Raw genomic sequence first — 18582 nt, forward strand, 5'->3', positions numbered from 1 at the left:
TTTGCCGAATGGAACTACGAGACCTGCTGCTGACGCCTTTTTACCTGGCCATCTTCTACGGCATTGCCTACGGCGTGCGCGGCAAGGTCACGAATGCCTTTACGCGCCGGTATTTCATTCCGGCGCTTACGGTCAAGTTCATCGGGGCCATTGCGCTGGGGGTGGTGTATCAATTCTACTACGGCGGCGGCGACACCTTCAACTACACCAAACACTCCACCACCATCTACAACGCGTTTGGGGATTCGCCTGCGGCAGCCATCAAGATGATCTTTGCCGATGGCACTTTTGATCCGCTTACCTCGCGCTACACCAGCACTATGGCTTGGTACAAGGCACCGACGGAATACTTCGTGGTGCGGGTGGCGGCTATAGCGGCTCTGCTGAGTTTCAACACGTATTCGGTTATTGCCCTCGTTTTTGCCGGCCTTAGCTTCAGTGGCATGTGGGCCATGTACCTCACCTTTATCCGGGCCTATCCGTTGCTGTACAAGCGGCTGGCGGTGGCGGTTTTCTTTCTGCCTTCCGTGTTCTTCTGGGGCTCGGGCGTCATGAAAGACTCCTTGTGCATCGGGGCGTTAGGATGGGTGTTCTACGGCTTCTATCATGCCGCCGTGCTGAAGCGAAATGTGCTGTTCTCCTCTGTCGTAGGGTTGTTGGGAGCCTATACTCTCATCACGGTGAAGATATACATTCTGCTCTCTTTTATGCCGCCGGCGCTACTGTGGGTAGTTATTGAGAATAACCGGCGCATTAAAAGCGCGGCGCTAAGGATGCTGCTGAAGCCATTCTTCCTGCTGCTGGGCGTGGGCGCGGGCTACCTGGGCGCTACCAACCTGACGGCTGACGATGACCGCTATGCCGTGGATAAAATCGGGGAGCGGACCAAAATCAATCAGGAGTACCTCTACGGCCTGACCAAAGATCAGGGCTCGGCCTATAATATTGGTTCTTTCGATGGCAGCATAGGCAGCCTAGTGACGGTAGCGCCGCAAGCCATTGCCGTATCCCTTTTCCGGCCCTTTCTGTTTGAAGCCCGAAACCCGGTTATGGTGCTCTCGGCCCTGGAAGCCACTATGTTTATCTACCTGACGCTGATGATGTTCTATCGAACGGGAGTTCTGCGCAGCTTCCGCCAGATTGCCAGCACGCCCATCGTGACGTTCTGTTTCCTGTTTGCCATTGTATTTGCCATCGGCGTAGGCACCAATAGCGGCAACTTCGGGACCTTGGTGCGCTACAAGATTCCGCTGATGCCATTTTACCTCTCGGCGCTCTACATCATGCAGTTTCAGGCAAACAGCGCCAAGAAGTTGGGCCGGTTTGCCTCCACCGAGAAACGTGCCTCAATGGTAGCCCGTGCGGCCTGACCAAAGCGCGTGCGCAGGTCATGATCTTTGAGCAGCTTTTCCAGACTATCGTACCATTCCTGGTAGCTGGTGCAGATGTAGCCATTGACACCTTGCGTCACTACTTCGCTGTTCATCCCCACCGGCGAAACCAGGGCTGGCACGCCCAAAGCCATGTATTGCAGAGCCTTGAAGGCACATTTGCCCTTGGCCCAAGGGTCGTCTTCCAACGGCATCAGCCCGATGTTGAACGTGAGCAAGTCGGCAATTTCGGTATCCTTGCGCCACGGCCGAAACACCAAAGACCGTATGGGCAGCTGCGGTTCCTGGTTGGAGATGACGCAAAATTCGAAGCTATAGTGCTGCTCCAGCGCGGCCAGCACGGGCACCACTTGATCCAGATACTTCATGGTCGAGTGCGTGCCTGTCCAGCCGATTACCAGCTTCTCCGTCCGTTGCTCCTTCACTTGGTTGTGCAGGTGCACCGTGTCGATAGTCGTCGGGTTTACAATGGCGTTGGGATTGAACTGACGGGCATACTCCCGCAGGTACTTGTTGCCGCAGCTAATCTTGTAGGCCCACCGGCAGATGCTCCCGACTTTATGGTGCCACTTGATGCCCGCCACGATGCTGTTGGCAGCCGAGGTATTAGGAATCCAAATAGCATCATCGAAATCGTAGACGATGCGCTTGCCAAGTACGTTGGCCAGCAGCCACTCAAAAACCGGTGGCCCAATGGGCGAAGCCTCACGATGAATGAAAACGAAGTCGGCTTTGCCTACCGAGAAAAGTAGCAGAAAGCGCCGCAGAAAGCCCCCGACGATGCCCAGTGCTTTGGTCAGCGTGTGGCCCGGCTTGTAGAGAATAGCCCAAGTAGCCTCCGACACGAAGGACTCCAGCTGGTGAGTGTGGCCCGCCTCGGCAAGAAAATGCAGGTACTGCTCGAAACGGAAGCGCTGGGAAGGGGCTTTGCCGGGAGGATAGGGCACCAAAAACAGAATGTGCATAGAAAAAGCAGCCAGTAAGCCGGCGTATACGGAATTGGCTGCAAAAGTACGGCAACTATCGGCAAGATGGTTACGCTGGCGTGAGCCAGAGATGAAACACGTACTGCCGGTCAATCAGCGTAAAGCCGCAACGCTCATAAAAGTGGCAGGCGGGCTGGTTCGCAGCCTGGGTTGTTACTTTCAGGCGCGTGTAGCCAGCAGCGCGTGCTTCCGCTGCTGCGGCCTCTACCAGCTGGTGGCCAATGCCGCGTTGGCGCCACTGGCTATCGACGGCTAACAAACCAATTCGCACCTCCTGCGCGTGTTTTTCCAGGGTCAGCAGGCCAACTGAGGGAGCCGTAGGAGTAGTCCCATACACGAGCACCTGGCGGTCGGGGGCCCCGTTGAGAGCATGTTGAATCCATTGCGTATACAAGCGCACAAACACGTTCGGCGCGAAGCGCGGGTCGACCCGAAATCGGGAGTAGGCTCCGCTTTGCAGCGCCAGGGCCATCAAATCGGCTGTAGCTTCCGGGGCTGCTATATAGCGGACGTTAGCCGACGGGGCTGAGATACGGTCTAAGCCTCTGGCATAGGTACATTTGTCGTCTATTAGCGTCGCGCCGATGGCTTGGGCCGAAGCAAGCGAAACAGCATCCTCGGGCTGAACAAACCAGTATACCAAGTGCCAGCCCTGGCTTGTGGCCTGCCGCAGCTGCTGTTCCAGCGCGCCGGTCGATAGGCCCGTACCATCCAGTCGCCCAGTCGGAAAACCGAGGAATGCACTATCCCATTCGAGTGGGGTCAGATGGCCGCTGGCTGTCATAGAAAGTGATATGAATGTGCCAAAGTAGGCAGAAAAGCACCAGAGACCCGCCAGATAGCACGTAGCTTTGGGTAGTATGGAAGCAAAGGGTCCGTACTTACTACCTTTGGACCAACCCACGCCGCGCTGCCGCCGTTGCGTTTGCTGTTGTTACGCCCCCGCATTCCGTTTACTCCCTGCGTCCTATGCCTGTTGCCGATGCTAGCCCCTTATTCTCCGTTATCAGCCCCGTGTACCGGGCTGAGCAACTGCTGGATGAGCTACTGCTCCGGCTCCACGCCGTGCTGACGCCGCTTTCGGCTTCCTACGAAATTATTCTAGTAGATGACAGCAGCCCGGATGGCAGCTGGCTCAAAATTCAGGAGCATGCCGCCCGCGACCCGCGCATTCGCGGGCTGCGCCTGAGCCGCAACTTCGGCCAGCATCACGCCATCACCGCCGGCCTCGACGCGGCACGAGGAAACTGGATTGTCGTGCTGGACTGTGACCTGCAGGACCGCCCGGAGGAGATTCCGCGCCTCTTTCAGCAAGCCCTCCAGGGCTACGATGTGGTATTGGCCCGACGCACATCGCGCCAGGACCCGTGGCCCAAACGAGCGGCGTCGCGGCTGTTTTACGCGCTTCTCTCCTACCTCACCGGTACTGAGCAAGATCCGCTGGTAGCCAATTTTGGCATCTATCACCGTCGGGTTATTACGGCCGTTATTCAGCTGCGCGAGAGTATTCGGTACTTCCCGACCATGGTACGGTGGGCTGGTTTCCGGCAAAGCACTTTGCCCGTGCAACACGCCGCCGAAGGACGCCCCGGCACCTACAGCTTCTCGCGCCGCCTGCGCCTGGCCACCGACGTCATTCTGGCTTATTCCGACAAACCCTTGCGGCTGACGGCCTATTTGGGGGTGCTGCTCTCTGGTGGCGCTTTCCTGCTAGGCTTACTCACGCTGCTACGCTTCATCCTGGGGCAAATTACCGTGCCGGGCTACACCAGCTTACTTATCGCCATCAGCTTTTTTTCGGGACTCATTATTCTGGTTCTGGGCATCGTGGGCCTATACGTTGGGAAGATTTTTGAGAGCGTCCGCAACCGGCCACTGTATGTGGTAGAAGCCACAACGTAACACCATGCAGCTGGCCCCAATTCCTTTCAACAAACCATTCCTGGCAGGCCAGGAGCTGGAATACATCCGGCAGGCGCTGACCAACGGCAAATTGTCGGGCAACGGCTACTTTACCCAGCAAAGTCAGCAGTTTCTACAATCCCGGTACGGTTTCGTGCATGCCCTGCTCACTACCAGCGGCACGGCGGCCCTGGAAATGGCGGCGCTGCTCCTCGATATCCAGCCCGGCGATGAGGTCATTATGCCCTCATTCACCTTTACGTCTACGGCCAATGCCTTCGTGCTGCGCGGGGCCAAAATCGTATTCGTCGATAGCCTGCCCAACCACCCCAACCTCAATACGGCCCGGCTGGCGGAACTGATTACGCCCCGCACCCGCGCCATAGTGCCAGTACACTACGCGGGCGTTGCCTGTGATATGGAACCCATTATGCAGCTGGCGCAACAGCATAGCCTTTGGGTGATTGAGGATGCTGCCCAGGCTATAGAAAGCACTTATCGTGGCCGGCCGCTAGGTGCTATCGGGCACTTATCAGCGCTGTCTTTCCACGAAACCAAAAACATTATTTCCGGCGAGGGCGGGCTGCTGGCAGTAAATGACCCGTATTTCGCGGCCCGCGCCGAAATCATCTGGGAGAAAGGTACTAACCGTGCTGCCTTCTTCCGGGGCGAAGTGGCCCGCTACCAATGGGTCGATGTGGGGTCTTCTTTCCTGCCTTCCGAGCTAATTGCAGCCTACCTCTGGGGCCAGCTGCAACGGGTGGAGCAAATTCAACAGCGGCGTTTCGCGCAGTGGTATCAGTACTACGACGCTTTGCAGGAGCTGGAGCAGCGAGGCTATTGCGCGCTACCTCATATTCCGGATTATGCCCAGCACAACGCGCATATCTTCTACCTGCGCTGCCGCTCCCAGCAGGAGCGCGACGGCTTGATCGGGCACCTGAGTAAGCAGCAGATTCTGGCCGTGTCACACTACCAACCGTTGCATGCCAGCCCATACTATGCGTCCCAGCACGATGGACGGACATTACCGCACGCCACGGACCACGCGGACTGCCTTATCCGGCTGCCACTTTACTACGAGCTTGATGCCCCAAGCCAACAGCGCGTCATAGATGCAGTTACCAGCTTTTATACTGGTGCTTCCATACGACAGTAGACCCCTACGAAAGCCCCGAGACGGTTGCTCGTATAGCTGCGGAAAAGACTGGTCACTAAAAAACCACTCCACTGCGGCGGAATGGTTTTTTAGTGACCAATCTGAACGGGCTTACAACTGTGCAAAAATATGGTCGGCGGTGGGCAAGTACTGACTCAGGCCCCGATAAGCAATGCCAGCTTCCCGGCATCTGGCCCGCAACCCGTCTTTCTCCTGGTGTAGCAGCCGCGCTACTTCCGGATACACGCGCACCGCTTCGGCCCCCGTGAAGCCGGTAACCACGACGCCCACGCCGTATTTTTCCGCCACCAAATCGTCTTCCGACACGCCGGCGCAGACCAGGTACGGCAGGCCGCAGCACAGGTACTCTCCTACCTTGATGGGCGAGCGAAACTGCTGTGAGGGGAGCGAGGGCACGGCCACGATACCAAAATCGGCGGCCGATATATAGTTTTGCACCTGCTCGTAGGGGCTACGGGTAATCGTGTAGCTCGTTTCGGGCAGACCTTCTGCTTGCATCAGGCTGGCAATATGGGCCGGCGCATCGGGCGAGACGATCAGAAAAAACAGCTCCGGATTGAGCCGGTGAAACTCCCGGAACAGAACCGCAATTTCCCGGTCGTAATAAATGCCACCGAACTTACCCAGGTACAGGATTACCTGCTTATCGGCCGCAATGCCATACGTGGCTCGTACGTGCTGCCGGCCTTCCGGCCGGAAGTAAACCTTGGTTTCGTCGACGCAGCTGGGCATCTTATATACTTTGGCGGTGGTGCCCCAGGCCTTCATACGGTTTACCATGTGCACGGTGCCCGTGGAAAGAATATCGGCATTCATACCCGACACGCGCTCCATGTAGTGCAGGCCCCTATAGGCCAGGCCCGACTCGGGCCACACGTTACAGTCGCGCATAAACTCGCTGTGGGGCTCATACTGAAACCCGTAGTAGCGCAGCCCCAGCAGCTTGGCCATAATAAAGGCAAACGCCCCGGCAATGGTACCCAGCGCCCCAATACTGCGGGCTCCTGGGCTGATACGCAGCTTGAGGACCAGAAAAAAGCCGACCAGCAGATCATATGCTTTCTTCAGCAGCTTGAACCGGCCGGAGTGCCACCGTAGCGGATGCCACTCAATGTTGTACACCGCCAGATCGGCCCGCATTTGGGCGGCCTGCTCGGCGGTAAGGGCATATTCCTCCTGCTCGTAGGTAATCAGGTGAAGCCGCAGGTCGGGCTGCTGGCGACTGGCATGCTGCATAAACGGCAACATGGCAGCCTTGAACAACGGGTCGTTACAGCTATTATAAACGTAGGCAATTACGTGGCGCGGCTTCATCAGGTAGTTTGTTCGTTAAGCAAGGCTTCCCATTGCCGCATAATTTTGGCAGGAGCAAAATCCTGGACCCGGGAATAGGCCTGCGTCGCGTAGTACGCGCGTTTGGCCGAATCAGCCAACAAGCTGGTTAAGGTCTCGGCCCAGATCGGCGCACTTTGTGCCAGTGCCGGTCCGGCGCCCAACAGTGGCAACAGCACGCCAAACTCGGCCCATTCTTGCTGCCGGGCATAGGAAGTAGCCGGCGTTTGCGGCGCTAAGATTTCGCGCGGGCCCGTTGGGCAATCAGTCGACACAACGGGTACCCCGCACGCCATAGCTTCGCATAAGGCCATCGGAAATCCTTCCGTAGCCGACGACAGCAGCGACACGGCGGCCCGGGCAATGTACTGAAATGGATTGCTCTGAAAGCCCAGAAAATAAACGTCGTAGTCGGCCGTGAGGGGCGTGCCGTCCCACACCTGCCAGCTGCGCAGGCCCAGCTCCTGGCACCGCTGAACCAGATCGGCTCGGAGCGGTCCGTCGCCGAGCAGCACGAGTTTGGGGGCTGTTTGCCCCTGGCCGCGCAGCAGGTGGAGCACGTCGAGCAGCGCCGTCTGATTTTTTTCGCGGGCCAGGCGGCCGGCCGTAATCAGAATGGGATGCTGGGAAAAAAGCGCCTGCTCGGCGGGCGGTAATGCCTCCTGACTACGATGCCGGATTCCTTCTACATCAAAAAAGTTGTTGACGGTGACCACCTTTTCGGGCAGTAGCCCAAACATATCAATCATCTCCTGCCGCAAGTCCCGGCTGACGGGCACGATATAGTCGGCGGCCCGGTAGAGCCACGGCATCAGCACCCGGCGACGCAGCCAGCCCAGCGCTCCCCGAATATTAGGGTCGTGGCGCTTGGAGTTATGAACACACAGCAGTACCTGTTCCGAACCCTTGCTAAGCAGATTCAGGTAATCGGCTCCTTCCAGATGGCTGATGCACACGTCGATCTGGTGTTCCCGCTTCAGGGCTTTCACCCGGCGGATACGCTGCACGAAGCTGCGTAGCTTGCCCACGATACCAGCTCCGGCGGGCACATCCAGGGCCACCAATGTATTCTGGGTTGGAAAAGCAACTTCCGTCCGGCTATCAAATACGCACTCCACTACCCGGTGGTGGCGGGCCAGCTGCTGACCGTGGTCGTGGAACACCCGCTCGGCCCCGCCATACGTGAGCTGGGGAATGAGTAGCAGAATATTTTTGCGCCGGGGCGCGGGACTATTCATCATGAGCAAACACCTTTAGAAATGCCGGAGCACGTAGCTCTTCAGCAAAAATTTACCCTGTAGCTTGGCGGCCGGCTGATAATGCTTGGCCAGGGGCTGCCGCCGGTATTCACGCAGGGAATTGGTGCGCTTATCGGGGTTCAGATAGCACGTCAGAAACCACCGCTCGGCCACGCACCGGAGCATGGATGCCGGGTCGGCGTAGCGCCGCTCCTTATTGTGCGTATTGATCTTCCAAAGCCAAGCGTGCACTTCCTCCAGGGTAATATCGCCGAGGGTGAAAGGATAATAGGAAACGGTATTGTGCACATGCAGCTCCCTTTCGGTGAAGGGAACCCCCACTACTCGCAGCTGCCGTTCCCGAATCTGATTGGACTTAGCGTTGCGGCGGGCGTGCACGTCGGCCTTCAACGTTTGGGGTAGCGTGCGGTAGTGCAGCAGAATTTCGGGCTGATTCACGATATCCACCACCTGCGCGACGCGGGCGATAAACTCGTAGTCCTCTCCAAAGGTATCCTGAATCGTATCGTCGTAGCGTAGGCCATGCTCCAGCAACAGGGAGCGGCGAAAAAAAGCCGTCGGGTTGGCCACGGGCATGTTGAACAGCAGAAAGCTCCGCACCGCATCCGCCGACAACGGGTACTCATAAATAATGTCTGACTCGCCGAAGCACTGCATGAAGCTGCTGGTCAGGCCCACCGAAGGGTTCTGCTCCAGAAAGTCGAACTGCGTCTGCAAGCGGTGCGGCAAGGCAATATCGTCGGCATCCATTTTCGCGATATAGCGCCCCCGAGCATGCTCAGCGCCATAATTATCGGTAAATGAGCGCCCCCGATTCTGGTCGTTGGCCAGCACTTTCACGCGGGAGTCGGTTTCGTAGCTCCGGGCAACGGCCAAGCTGTCATCCCTCGAGCAATCGTCAACGATAATCAACTCAAAATCCTGGAACGTCTGCTGCAGAATGCTGTCAATTGCGGGCCGCAAATACTCCCCAGCGTTAAAGACAGGGATAATAACGGAAACGAGCGGCGACTTTGTGGTAGACATAATGGCGCAAAGGTACGGCGTCCGACGCAATTACCCCTATAACCCTGCAGGTTGCCGGTAAGCACCACAGCGCACGGAAGGTCATCGAAGCAGCCTCAAACCGCAGAGCAGACGCTTAGCATTCGACACCCAATAGGCTGTTTACAAACTAGTTGCCATCATTAAACCGAAACCTACGTAGCCGATTTAAGCAGCGCTTACCCGTTTCACAAGGCGCCGCAGGTGAAATCCGAAGCGCTTCCGATTGATGGTAATAGCTTTGACATAATAATACGCCCGCTGCCAGGGAATACCAGCCGCGCCCATCTTTTCGCTACGCTCTAAGTACAGGAACTCCAAATAACGGTCGAAAACAGAATGGTAGTGCTCCGGCAACAGGCGCTTATATTGCTCGTTTTCGAATATCCGCTTTTGGTTTTGCGCCAGCGTATTGCTGCTGGTAAACATCACGCCCCCCGTATGCAGCCGGTAATGTGACATTACCTGTGGCAGATAATAAATATAGCCATGCAGGGTGCTCAGCAATTGTAATGTGTAGTCGCCGCTGAATACTTGCCGAAACCACTCCGGCAACGGCAATGCGAGGCTAGTGCGGCGAAACAGCATCGATGCACTGGGAATACCCCAGCCGCCCTGCACCAACTGTGCCTGCGTGATCCGGCCTTCCTGTGGCGGCAACAATTCCGGGTATTTGGTACTGAACAGGTAGGATGGTCGAGAGCCATCGTGGGTAAACGCCTCGGCGTCGTGAATACACAGCGCACACTCAGGCTGAGCTTCCATAATAGCCACCTGCCGCCGCAGTTTTTGCGGATCGGTCCAATAGTCGTCGCCTTCCATAAAGGCAATGTAACGCCCGGTGCAGGCAGATATGGTGGCCATCAGGTTGCCCATGATACCTAGATTGGCGGCGGGTAGCAATACGCGTATTCGGTCAGCATAGCGGGCCTGATAGTCCAGCGCTATCTGACGGGTAAGGTCCGGTGAGCAGTCCTCGCCGATTACAAGCTCTACCACGAAATCTGTATCCTGCATCAGCACCGATTCGATGGCCTGTGCCAGAAACGCCTCGTGGTTATAGGTGATGCAACATACACTGACCAAAGGGCTAATTATTTGGTTGTTAAACATTAGACAATGGTCGAGAAGCGCGAAAGAACAGCAGAACTAAGAAAATGGCTGATTGCATTGTGGCAAGTACTTGCATGGGCATTCACCAGGCAGGCAGGCGTGGGTAGGATGTCGAAATCTCCCACTGATTCGTGCCACGAACCACGACCATGCTCTCACTGCAGGAACAATCATCAATGATAGTCAGCTTAAAAATCCGGATCATCCGCTGCAGAATGCTGTCAATTGTGGGTCGCAAATAATCCTCCAACGTTAAAGACGGGGATAATGGCGGAAAAAAGCGGCGGTTTTGTGGTAGGCATAATGGCGTGCAGGTCCGGCGTCCGGCGCAACTACCCCTATAATTCTGCTCGGTGAATAAGAAGACGACGGAAAGCAGGACAGTAGTAGGTGAGCAAAAGGAAGCATTGGGTACACCAATAGCTATTCTATTGTACTTCGTCCGTGCCAAAACATGAGCCTCACTTTTTACGCCATAGCCCGTTTAAAGTTGGGTATTCAGCCAATACCTCGCCTAATCGTATCTCAAGAAACTTTCTGATTCTATGCCGGTTCCACAGAAAATCATTATACCGCACCCGATATTTTTTCGGTATTTTTTCAAAATATTTAAAATAGAGATATCTGAGACGATTCTCTCCCAAAACTGACCACGGCTTATGCTGCGTAGTAAAATGAACAATGACAATATCTTTTAAGGCACTCCGCAGCTGCTTCATGGAAATATTCGACGAATTTTCCTTAAACATCGAATTAAAGCGACTGTCTAATTTTTGCCAATCGTTGACGAGCACTGCATTTAGGGCATCCTGATCGACATAAATGAGTTTTTCGGGGTTATTTTTTATGAATTCTATACACTTGCCAGTAATGTCTTTTTGAATCCATTTATCCTTATTAACTAATAAAACACCTGAATTGAAATAGCTATTGGGTTCGTTTATACCCAAATCCGGCCTAGAATCCACAAAATCGCATACTGCTGCTATTGGATGATCATTGACAACAGTATTATATAATTTACGCAATTTGCCTACGACCACAATATCAGTATCTAAATACACAAACTTATCAACATAATCTGGCAATAAAGCGGGAAACATAATCCGATAGTAGACAGCGGGTGTCCACCACAGAGTGGCAGGTATTGCGAAGTCATTTGCAAAATCATCGCCAAGACTGTAAAAGCAAATAGTACTCGTATAGTTTAATACATATTGCTTTAGCTCATTTTGCTGAATTGAAGATATTCCCGTTGCAATAGCATGAACAGTAATTGATTCTCCCTGATTATTCTCAAAGAGAGAGGCAAGTAGTACATACACAGGCGTCAGATAGTTTTCATCGAAAGCTATTGCAATATGCATGCTGTTACTGGAAGTACTCATCGACGTGACGTATGGTGGTGGTATTTCGGTGGCGCAGCCGAGCTATTTGCTATCCAGCCGCTGGCGCAACGCACTGATCTGGCGGAATACTTTTACTGCTTCTTCCCGCTGTTTCAAGGAAACTTGAAAATTGTAGAACAACCGCAACGACTCAAAATTACTCAGCAGTCCTTCCTGGTTGCGGCGGAAGGCGGCATTGAGCATGTTGCTGGGCTGGCGCGCCATTTGGCCGGCCAACCACACGAGACGCTTGTTGTAGAGAAAACGAAACCGGTTCTCCGTGAGGCCAGGGTTGCGGAAAACGAAGTAGTACACGATACTGGTGAGTTGCGACGAGGCAGTGCCCTGCCCGATGCGCAAGAGGTAGTTCCAGGTGAGGCGCTCTTTAAACATGAAATGCTTGAAGCGCAGCCGGTCGTCGTACCACAGCTTGTAGCCGGCCAACTGTAGAGCATCGCCCAGTTCCACATCTTCGCCGCTCACGATGACTTTCCCGCGCTTGGTGGAGGTCGTGAACTGGAACCCGTGGGCCAGCAGTTTCAGCCAAGCCGATTTGCGCACGACGGAGCCAGCCCCGTACAGATACCCTTCGTGGGCCGGTAGCGGCCCGCTTTTGCCGCCGTTCTGCGGCCCTACCGCATACACCGCCTGGAAAGTTTCAAACCACGCGGGAGGCGCTACTTCAAACTTCCCTTCCGCATGCGCGCCAAGGACGCCTATTTCCGGATGCGCACTCATTATTTCGGCTACCAGCGTCAGGTAGTTGGGTGCTATCCAGTTGTCATCGTCAATGATAACAATATACTCGTAAGCAGCCTCGTTAAAGCCCCGGATCAAGGCATTCTCCTTACCGGCTACCGGCTCGTCTAGTACGCGAAAAGGAACCTCAATACGCAACGACTCGCGGAGCGCATGAGCTACCTCAACAGTATTGTCGGATGAGGCATTGCTGATAATCAAAACCTCCCACGCTATTGCGTCGCTTACCTGCTGCGCCGCTATATGCCGGAGCGTATCAGCCAGGCGTGTAGCGCCGTTGTGTGTGCAGATAAGAAAAGTTATTCCTTTCACCTGTCAAGAATCAAAATTAAAAATAGGTATGTCCTGAAAAAAGAAGCTTCAGGCATTGCTCGGTTATTTGGGCATTGCAGCCATCGGCGTTAGCAACGCTATTTTTCGGCCTGGTGCAAACGCGCTATGAAAGCCTCAATCTGGTGGTAGCTCTTATCCCCGCTCAACTCTTTTTTCACCAGCTCTCTGAATTGCTTCCAGTAAAACCTGACCCGGATAGCGGATGCTTCTCCCTCACGGAAACGCTCGTTATTTTTGAGCATTTTCTGCAAGAAAGTAGCCGTGTATTGCAGTGAGAATTTAGCGTTACGCAGCCAAATCAAAGACTTATTGCCCGTCGAATTAGTCTTCAGCGCCGTGATGTAGTCCAGGTAAGGCCGCAATGCTGCTTCCGACTCGGCGTTACCAGCAAAGATTCGCTCCACGTATTCCCAAGTGAGGCGCTTGGCCGGAATAAAGTGCCGGAACCGCAACCGTTCATCGTACCAGATTTTGTAGCCTGCCAGCACGAAAGCATAGCACATTTCATTGTCTTCGCCAGAGCTGAGCTTATCGCCGTGCCTTCCGACCAGCATTGATTTGAACCCGGCTTTGTATATTTTTTCCCAGGCAATTTTTCTTACTACACAACCCGCACCATACACATAGCTAGGATGAGTGGTGATATCGCCTTGGATGTTAGCCTGTTTGTCGGCGGCGTAGATTACCGCAAAATTGGGAAACCACTGCGGCGGTTTAATTTCACATTCTGGCCGCCCAATACCTCCTAGCGCACCGATTTGCTTGTCCTGCTCCATTATTTCCCAGGCTAGAGTCAAATACTCTTTCTCCAGCCAGTTGTCATCGTCCACGATGCACACGTACTCATACCGGGCCGTGGCAAAGCCTAACGCCAGGGCATTACTTTTACCACTCCTACTTTCGTATAGTATTTGGTACGGAAACGGAAAATCAAGCGACTTAAACTCGTCTGCTGCTACTTGTGAGGTACTATCCGTCGAAGCATTATCGACCATAATCACCTCCACGGAAAACGCCGACGGCACGGTCTGTTGCACAGCCAATGCCTGGAGCGTCTCCCTGATTCGTGACGCGCTATTGTAGGTACAAATCAGTACCGTAATACCACGCTCCTGCTGAGCAATTTTCATTTAGGCGAAGTCTGAGGTCAGAATTGAGCAAGCACGCCTCGGCATGAGATGAATTTCGTTACTCACTTATGTGGAAATCCCTTTATACCATCGATAAGCCACTTGCTTCAAGTGCCAGATGGTGCGACTAGTACCTATCACGGAAATAGCTTTCCAGTAATTATAATAGCTTTCCCAAGTATTTCCATCTTCTTTCAATCGTTTGCTCTGGTCGAAATGCAGCCCTTCCAGGAATTCATTGAAGCGACCATGATGCCGCGCATCTACTAATTGCTTATAGTGGGCCGTTTCAAAAATCTGCTTTTTATTGCGGGCAATTATCCTCCCGTTTTGTGTTGCCGACATGATACCGCCGGCGTGCAGGCGGTAACGCGACATTACGGCTGGCAAGTAATACATCGTGCCGGTGCGGGTCAGAAGCAGATGCAAAGAATAATCGCCGCTGAAAGCCTGGTGTATCCACTCAGGAATCGGGAAGAGTGCCGTCCGCCGGAACAGCATTGAGGCCGTAGGAATAAACCAGCCGTGCTGGGCAATGTCGGCCTGCGTAAATTCCTTCGCGTGAGCAGGTAGAACGGAGGAGAATTTTTGACTGAACAGCCGCGGCGCAACGGAATTATCGTCCATAAATTCCTCAGCGTCGTGTATGCATGTCGTGCACGATGGGTGTTGCAGCAGAATATCGACTTGCTTCTGCAATTTGTGCGGGTCGGTCCAATAGTCGTCGCCTTCCAGCAGCGCTATGTACGTACCCGTGCAGGCCGCCATGGTAGCGACTAAGTTGCCCATCACGCCCAGGTTGTGCTCCGGCAACAGGGCACGGATACGGTCGGGGTAGCGGCGCTGATAATCCAGCAGAATCTGGCGCGTAGTGTCAGTCGAGCAGTCTTCACCCACGACAAGCTCAACGGTGAAATCCGTTTCCTGCATCAGCACGGAGTCGATAGCCTGCGCCAAAAACTGTTCGTGATTGTACGTAATGCAACAGACGCTTACTGTGGGCATAGCTAAAGAAATTTAAAGGCAACCAGCGAAAGGCAAGGTGGCGAAAACTATTCTATTGCCGTAGCTTGGCGCACTATACGCCCGGGTACCCCAACAACCGTTGCGCCGGCCGGCACATCCTGTATCACTACCGCTCCGGCCCCTATTCGGGCACCTTCGCCTATGGTGAGGCGAGGCAGTACCGTAGCGTTGGCCCCTACCAGAACGAAATCGTGCAGCTGACAACCGCCGAGTATCCGGGCCCCTGGTGATATTTCGCAATACTGGCCAACTAGTACATTATGATGCACAGCAGCACCAGCATTTACCAGCGTGCCTTCGCCAAGACGGGTAGCATTAGAAACCAAGGCGTTGTGCATTATATTCAGCCCTGATCCCAAAGTCACGTCGTAAGCACCAACGTGAGCCGATGCGGCGATAACCGACGTCAGGTTACCGCCCAGCGCGCTGAACTTTTGCGCCAGCTGGCTACGCAAACGGCCACCGCCCAGCCCCAGGACAAATGCCGGGTCGCGCTGAAAAAGTGCGACGACCTGCTCCATACTGCGCAGAACTGGAAACTGCCCGAATAGCAGAGGCTCAAGATCAGGCGTCACATCGTCGAAGAAAACCAACTCATTAGCAGCCGCCAGCTGTGGCAGGCACTGAAGAATTTCTACGGCATGGCCACGGGCACCTAATATTAGCATGTGGTCAGATTTAGGATTTCTGCAAAAGCAGCGTAGGTGCTCGGCCTCTTACCAGGCAGCCCAAATTACCCTTCGCTACCGCAAGGTGATGAACTACAGCACTGATTTGATGACGGCAGTGATTAAATCAACCTCCTCGTTGGTGAGCTCATAGTAGAGCGGCAGGCACAACGCACGCGTCGAAATATCCTCAGATACCGGCGCGACCTGTTTACCGGTGTAGTCCAAGGTATTCAGAGACGGGTAGAAATAACGGCGCGGAACAACATCAGCGGCATTCAGGGCATCACGCACGGCGAGCAGCACCGCTTCAGAGGGCATCACTGTGGGGTAATAGGAGTAGTTGTACCGGGTAGTATGCTCCTGTAAAAGTGGCCGTTGCACGCCAGTACCTACCAATGCCGCATCGTAACGCTCGCTAATCTCACGCCGACGACGAATCAGGTCATCGACTTTGGGCAATACGCACAAGCCCATGGCCGCGTGAAACTCGGAGCTTTTGCCATTCACCCCCACACCCCAGAATGCCTCCGGGCCGTTGTGACCAAAATTGCGCATGTAGCTGATGCGGTGGGCCAGCTCATCGTCGTCGGTGATAATAGCGCCGCCTTCTACCGTATGAAACAGCTTGGTGGCATGGAAGCTCAGCGTCGAAACATCACCGTGAGTAAGAATAGAAGCGTCCTTATACGTTACGCCAAAGGCATGCGCGGCATCGTAGATGACGCGTAGATTGTGGCGCTTCGCTACGGCCTCAATGGCTTCTACATCACACGGATTCCCATAAACGTGTGTGGCCATAATGGCCACCGTTTGCGGAGTGATGGCAGCTTCCAGCAAAGTTGGATCGATGCAGAGCGTGCGCGGGTCGATATCGACAAAAACCGGCTTACTGCCTTCCCAGACGATGCTGGACGTGGTAGCGACGTACGAGAAAGGGGTAGTCAGAATCTCGCCCTGCACCGCCAGCGCTTTGAGCGCTATTTGCAGGGCAATAGTGCCATTATTGACGAAAAACAAATGCTTGACGCCTAAATACTCCTTCAGGCTCTTCTCCAGCTCGACGACCAACGGGCCGGCGTTCGTCAAATATGCCCGCTCCCAGATACCCGTCAGATACCCAATGTACTCCTCAAGGGGAGGCAAATATGATTTGGTTACGTTAATGCTCATACAAAATGAAAGCAGGTTTTTAGGTACAAACAACCCAACTGGTAAAGCGCGGGCTTATACAATCTGACGCACTAAGTCTTCGTATTGGTGAACGGCGATAATCTCTCCCTGGTTCAGCTCATAGATTCGGTCGCACTCGCGCAGGGTGGTGATGCGGTGCGCGATAATCAGAATCGTAATGTCGGTGTGGGAGAGTTTATTAATGGCCTCGTTCACTTCCCGCTCGGTTTCGTTGTCCAACGCACTAGTTGCCTCGTCCAGCACCAATACCTGCGTACGCTTGTACAAAGCCCGGGCGATGCCGATACGCTGCCGCTGCCCCCCGGAAAGCTTGGAACCCCGCTCACCAATGTGCGTGTGTACTCCATCGGGCAAGCCGCTGACAAAGCCGGCCAAGGAGGCCTGCTCAATAGCGTATTGCAACCGCGTCTGGTCAACTTCTGTGTCGCCGAGCGTGATATTTTCCTGGATGGAAGCTTCCATCAGAAAGGTATCCTGCTTCACGTAGCCAATGATCTGGTACCAAGCCAACAGCTGCTGGCCCGTAAGCGGCTGGCCATCGACCCGAATATGCCCACTCTGTTCCACGTAGAAGCGTAGCAGCACATTCATCAATGTCGTTTTGCCCGAACCGGAGCTGCCGATAAAGCCAATTTTTTCGCCCTTGCGAATATCGAGGCTGATGCCTTTTAGCGTACGCTGCGTTGCACCGGGAAAATCGTAGGAGATATTATCGAATGACAGGGAATGCTCAAATGTGAGCGGCGTCTGCACCGGATCAGTTGGCGTAATAAACTCTGAACCCTGGTCACCGTTGATAATTTCGATCGTGTACTGGGCCTGCTTCAGTTGGAACAGCGACTGTAGCAGTCTGTTCACGGAAGGCATAAGACGATACGCCGCCGCCGCAAACAAGCCAACCAATGCAATAAGATCAGTAGAGGTCTCGGCAAAGAACAACGCATACAGAAAAATGGTTAGCACGCCCAGAATCGCAACCATTTCAATCATCTTGATAGGCAGCAAACTATACAGATACGACTCTGCATCCAGCTTCTGAAGCTCCTCTTGGTTGTTGAGAAGCTTACGGCGAAAATCCTGCTGCTTGTGGGCCAGCTTGAGCTCGACAAAACCGATAAACAAATCACTTAAAATGCTAAAAGCCACCGGCCGCAACTGGTTGATTCGGTGGCCGATATTTTGTGTTCTGGTTCTCAGTGCTCTGTACATCAATAAGGTAGCGGGTACCAAAACGACTCCCAGTATGACAAGCAGCAACGGTTTGTAGACGACAATGCTGATGACAATGACCACAATAACAGCCACTTCCGAGAAGAAAACGAATAGTGGACGTAATATCCCGCTGACGTAAACACCCGGCACATTTAGCGCCGCATTCATCAGCGTCGCGGACCCAGTGTCGTTGAATTTCCAGAAGGAAAGATTCAGATATTTGGCTAACTGGTTATCGATGATTTTCAAGCCAATTTCGGCCGTAAAGCGGGTCTGCAGATAGTTGACCCAGGTAGTAAAGACATTCTTGAACAGAAAGAACAAGAATATCACCCCCATCAGAAATAACAGAAACGACTTTTCGGACTGAAAGTCGAGCGACTGGTAGATAGGGAAAAAGTACTTACTTTTTTGTACTCCTCCTGGCTCGGCTGCTACCATCATCACCGGCACCAAAGCGGCTAAGCCGAACACATCCAGAAAAGACGATACCAGAACCAACCCGAACATCCAAAGCGCCCTGTATTTTTGGACTGAAGTCAGATAATAGCGAATGCTATTAAGCGAATAACTGATAATTCCGGTGTTCATGGCGATGGTATGCACTCGGGAAGCTGATCAGCAGGACGCAGGAAATCCCTTGTGCGGTCAGCAGTTCTCAAGTC

16 protein-coding genes are annotated in these 18582 nt (G+C 54.0%); 3 read left to right on the plus strand and 13 right to left on the minus strand.

Going from position 1 to position 18582, the window contains the following annotated elements:
- Positions 1 to 8: 8 nt before the first annotated feature.
- On the plus strand, positions 9 to 1370 hold the full coding sequence (locus tag E5J99_RS12125; RefSeq protein WP_135498074.1) for a hypothetical protein: 1362 nt from the start codon (positions 9 to 11) through the stop codon (positions 1368 to 1370).
- Here E5J99_RS12125 and E5J99_RS12130 read toward each other — a convergent pair.
- Complete coding sequence (locus E5J99_RS12130; RefSeq protein WP_135498075.1) at positions 1292 to 2356, minus strand: glycosyltransferase family 4 protein; 1065 nt, start codon at positions 2354 to 2356, stop codon at positions 1292 to 1294. The two genes, E5J99_RS12125 and E5J99_RS12130, sit on opposite strands and share 79 nt — an antisense overlap.
- A gap of 70 nt (positions 2357 to 2426) precedes the next feature.
- On the minus strand, positions 2427 to 3161 hold the full coding sequence (locus tag E5J99_RS12135) for a GNAT family N-acetyltransferase (RefSeq protein WP_135498076.1): 735 nt from the start codon (positions 3159 to 3161) through the stop codon (positions 2427 to 2429).
- 185 nt (positions 3162 to 3346) lie between these two features.
- Here E5J99_RS12135 and E5J99_RS12140 point away from each other — a divergent pair, with 185 nt between their 5' ends.
- Both E5J99_RS12140 and rffA read left to right on the plus strand, forming a co-directional pair.
- Positions 3347 to 4279, plus strand: a complete 933-nt coding sequence (locus tag E5J99_RS12140; protein ID WP_135498077.1) for a glycosyltransferase family 2 protein — start codon at positions 3347 to 3349, stop codon at positions 4277 to 4279.
- A gap of 4 nt (positions 4280 to 4283) precedes the next feature.
- The gene (rffA, locus tag E5J99_RS12145; RefSeq protein ID WP_135498078.1) at positions 4284 to 5438 is read left to right on the plus strand and encodes a dTDP-4-amino-4,6-dideoxygalactose transaminase; all 1155 of its coding nucleotides are present in this window, start codon (positions 4284 to 4286) and stop codon (positions 5436 to 5438) included.
- A gap of 111 nt (positions 5439 to 5549) precedes the next feature.
- Here the strand turns inward: rffA and E5J99_RS12150 are convergent, their stop codons facing one another.
- The 11 genes from E5J99_RS12150 to E5J99_RS12200 all read right to left on the minus strand — a co-directional run bounded on the left by E5J99_RS12150 (position 5550) and on the right by E5J99_RS12200 (position 18523).
- Entirely contained in the window at positions 5550 to 6773 is a 1224-nt protein-coding gene (locus E5J99_RS12150) for a glycosyltransferase family protein (protein ID WP_135498079.1), read from the minus strand.
- A complete protein-coding gene (locus E5J99_RS12155; RefSeq protein WP_135498080.1) occupies positions 6773 to 8032 on the minus strand; it encodes a glycosyltransferase in 1260 nt (419 codons plus the stop codon). The genes E5J99_RS12150 and E5J99_RS12155 overlap by 1 nt, the downstream gene beginning before the upstream one ends.
- A gap of 12 nt (positions 8033 to 8044) precedes the next feature.
- Positions 8045 to 9076: a glycosyltransferase family 2 protein gene (locus E5J99_RS12160; RefSeq protein ID WP_135498081.1), complete on the minus strand. Its 1032-nt coding sequence runs from the start codon at positions 9074 to 9076 to the stop codon at positions 8045 to 8047.
- Between the two features lie 186 nt (positions 9077 to 9262).
- Entirely contained in the window at positions 9263 to 10207 is a 945-nt protein-coding gene (locus E5J99_RS12165) for a glycosyltransferase (RefSeq protein WP_135498082.1), read from the minus strand.
- A 461-nt stretch (positions 10208 to 10668) separates the two neighbouring features.
- On the minus strand, positions 10669 to 11574 hold the full coding sequence (locus E5J99_RS12170; RefSeq protein ID WP_167852104.1) for a glycosyltransferase family 8 protein: 906 nt from the start codon (positions 11572 to 11574) through the stop codon (positions 10669 to 10671).
- Between the two features lie 63 nt (positions 11575 to 11637).
- Positions 11638 to 12666, minus strand: coding sequence for a glycosyltransferase (locus E5J99_RS12175; RefSeq protein ID WP_135498084.1), 1029 nt, complete (start codon positions 12664 to 12666; stop codon positions 11638 to 11640).
- Positions 12667 to 12764: 98 nt separating this feature from the next.
- Positions 12765 to 13817, minus strand: a complete 1053-nt coding sequence (locus tag E5J99_RS12180) for a glycosyltransferase (protein WP_135498085.1) — start codon at positions 13815 to 13817, stop codon at positions 12765 to 12767.
- A gap of 66 nt (positions 13818 to 13883) precedes the next feature.
- Positions 13884 to 14822: a glycosyltransferase family 2 protein gene (locus E5J99_RS12185; protein ID WP_135498086.1), complete on the minus strand. Its 939-nt coding sequence runs from the start codon at positions 14820 to 14822 to the stop codon at positions 13884 to 13886.
- A gap of 47 nt (positions 14823 to 14869) precedes the next feature.
- Positions 14870 to 15511, minus strand: coding sequence for an acetyltransferase (locus E5J99_RS12190; protein ID WP_135498087.1), 642 nt, complete (start codon positions 15509 to 15511; stop codon positions 14870 to 14872).
- Positions 15512 to 15604: 93 nt separating this feature from the next.
- The gene (locus E5J99_RS12195) at positions 15605 to 16684 is read right to left on the minus strand and encodes a DegT/DnrJ/EryC1/StrS family aminotransferase (protein WP_135498088.1); all 1080 of its coding nucleotides are present in this window, start codon (positions 16682 to 16684) and stop codon (positions 15605 to 15607) included.
- 54 nt (positions 16685 to 16738) lie between these two features.
- On the minus strand, positions 16739 to 18523 hold the full coding sequence (locus E5J99_RS12200) for an ABC transporter ATP-binding protein (protein ID WP_135498089.1): 1785 nt from the start codon (positions 18521 to 18523) through the stop codon (positions 16739 to 16741).
- Positions 18524 to 18582: the final 59 nt, after the last annotated feature.

This window comes from Hymenobacter elongatus, from assembly GCF_004745955.1.
In the GTDB taxonomy this organism is placed as follows: domain Bacteria; phylum Bacteroidota; class Bacteroidia; order Cytophagales; family Hymenobacteraceae; genus Hymenobacter; species Hymenobacter elongatus.

What these genes read in the sequence shown, in the direction of transcription:
- E5J99_RS12125 (WP_135498074.1), top strand. Translation starts at nt 9, where the DNA reads ATGGAACTACGAGACCTGCTGCTGACGCCTTTTTACCTGGCCATCTTC.
- E5J99_RS12130 (WP_135498075.1), bottom strand. Translation starts at nt 2,356, where the DNA reads ATGCACATTCTGTTTTTGGTGCCCTATCCTCCCGGCAAAGCCCCTTCC.
- E5J99_RS12135 (WP_135498076.1), bottom strand. Translation starts at nt 3,161, where the DNA reads ATGACAGCCAGCGGCCATCTGACCCCACTCGAATGGGATAGTGCATTC.
- E5J99_RS12140 (WP_135498077.1), top strand. Translation starts at nt 3,347, where the DNA reads ATGCCTGTTGCCGATGCTAGCCCCTTATTCTCCGTTATCAGCCCCGTG.
- rffA (WP_135498078.1), top strand. Translation starts at nt 4,284, where the DNA reads ATGCAGCTGGCCCCAATTCCTTTCAACAAACCATTCCTGGCAGGCCAG.
- E5J99_RS12150 (WP_135498079.1), bottom strand. Translation starts at nt 6,773, where the DNA reads ATGAAGCCGCGCCACGTAATTGCCTACGTTTATAATAGCTGTAACGAC.
- E5J99_RS12155 (WP_135498080.1), bottom strand. Translation starts at nt 8,032, where the DNA reads ATGATGAATAGTCCCGCGCCCCGGCGCAAAAATATTCTGCTACTCATT.
- E5J99_RS12160 (WP_135498081.1), bottom strand. Translation starts at nt 9,076, where the DNA reads ATGTCTACCACAAAGTCGCCGCTCGTTTCCGTTATTATCCCTGTCTTT.
- E5J99_RS12165 (WP_135498082.1), bottom strand. Translation starts at nt 10,207, where the DNA reads ATGTTTAACAACCAAATAATTAGCCCTTTGGTCAGTGTATGTTGCATC.
- E5J99_RS12170 (WP_167852104.1), bottom strand. Translation starts at nt 11,574, where the DNA reads ATGCATATTGCAATAGCTTTCGATGAAAACTATCTGACGCCTGTGTAT.
- E5J99_RS12180 (WP_135498085.1), bottom strand. Translation starts at nt 13,817, where the DNA reads ATGAAAATTGCTCAGCAGGAGCGTGGTATTACGGTACTGATTTGTACC.
- E5J99_RS12185 (WP_135498086.1), bottom strand. Translation starts at nt 14,822, where the DNA reads ATGCCCACAGTAAGCGTCTGTTGCATTACGTACAATCACGAACAGTTT.
- E5J99_RS12190 (WP_135498087.1), bottom strand. Translation starts at nt 15,511, where the DNA reads ATGCTAATATTAGGTGCCCGTGGCCATGCCGTAGAAATTCTTCAGTGC.
- E5J99_RS12195 (WP_135498088.1), bottom strand. Translation starts at nt 16,684, where the DNA reads ATGAGCATTAACGTAACCAAATCATATTTGCCTCCCCTTGAGGAGTAC.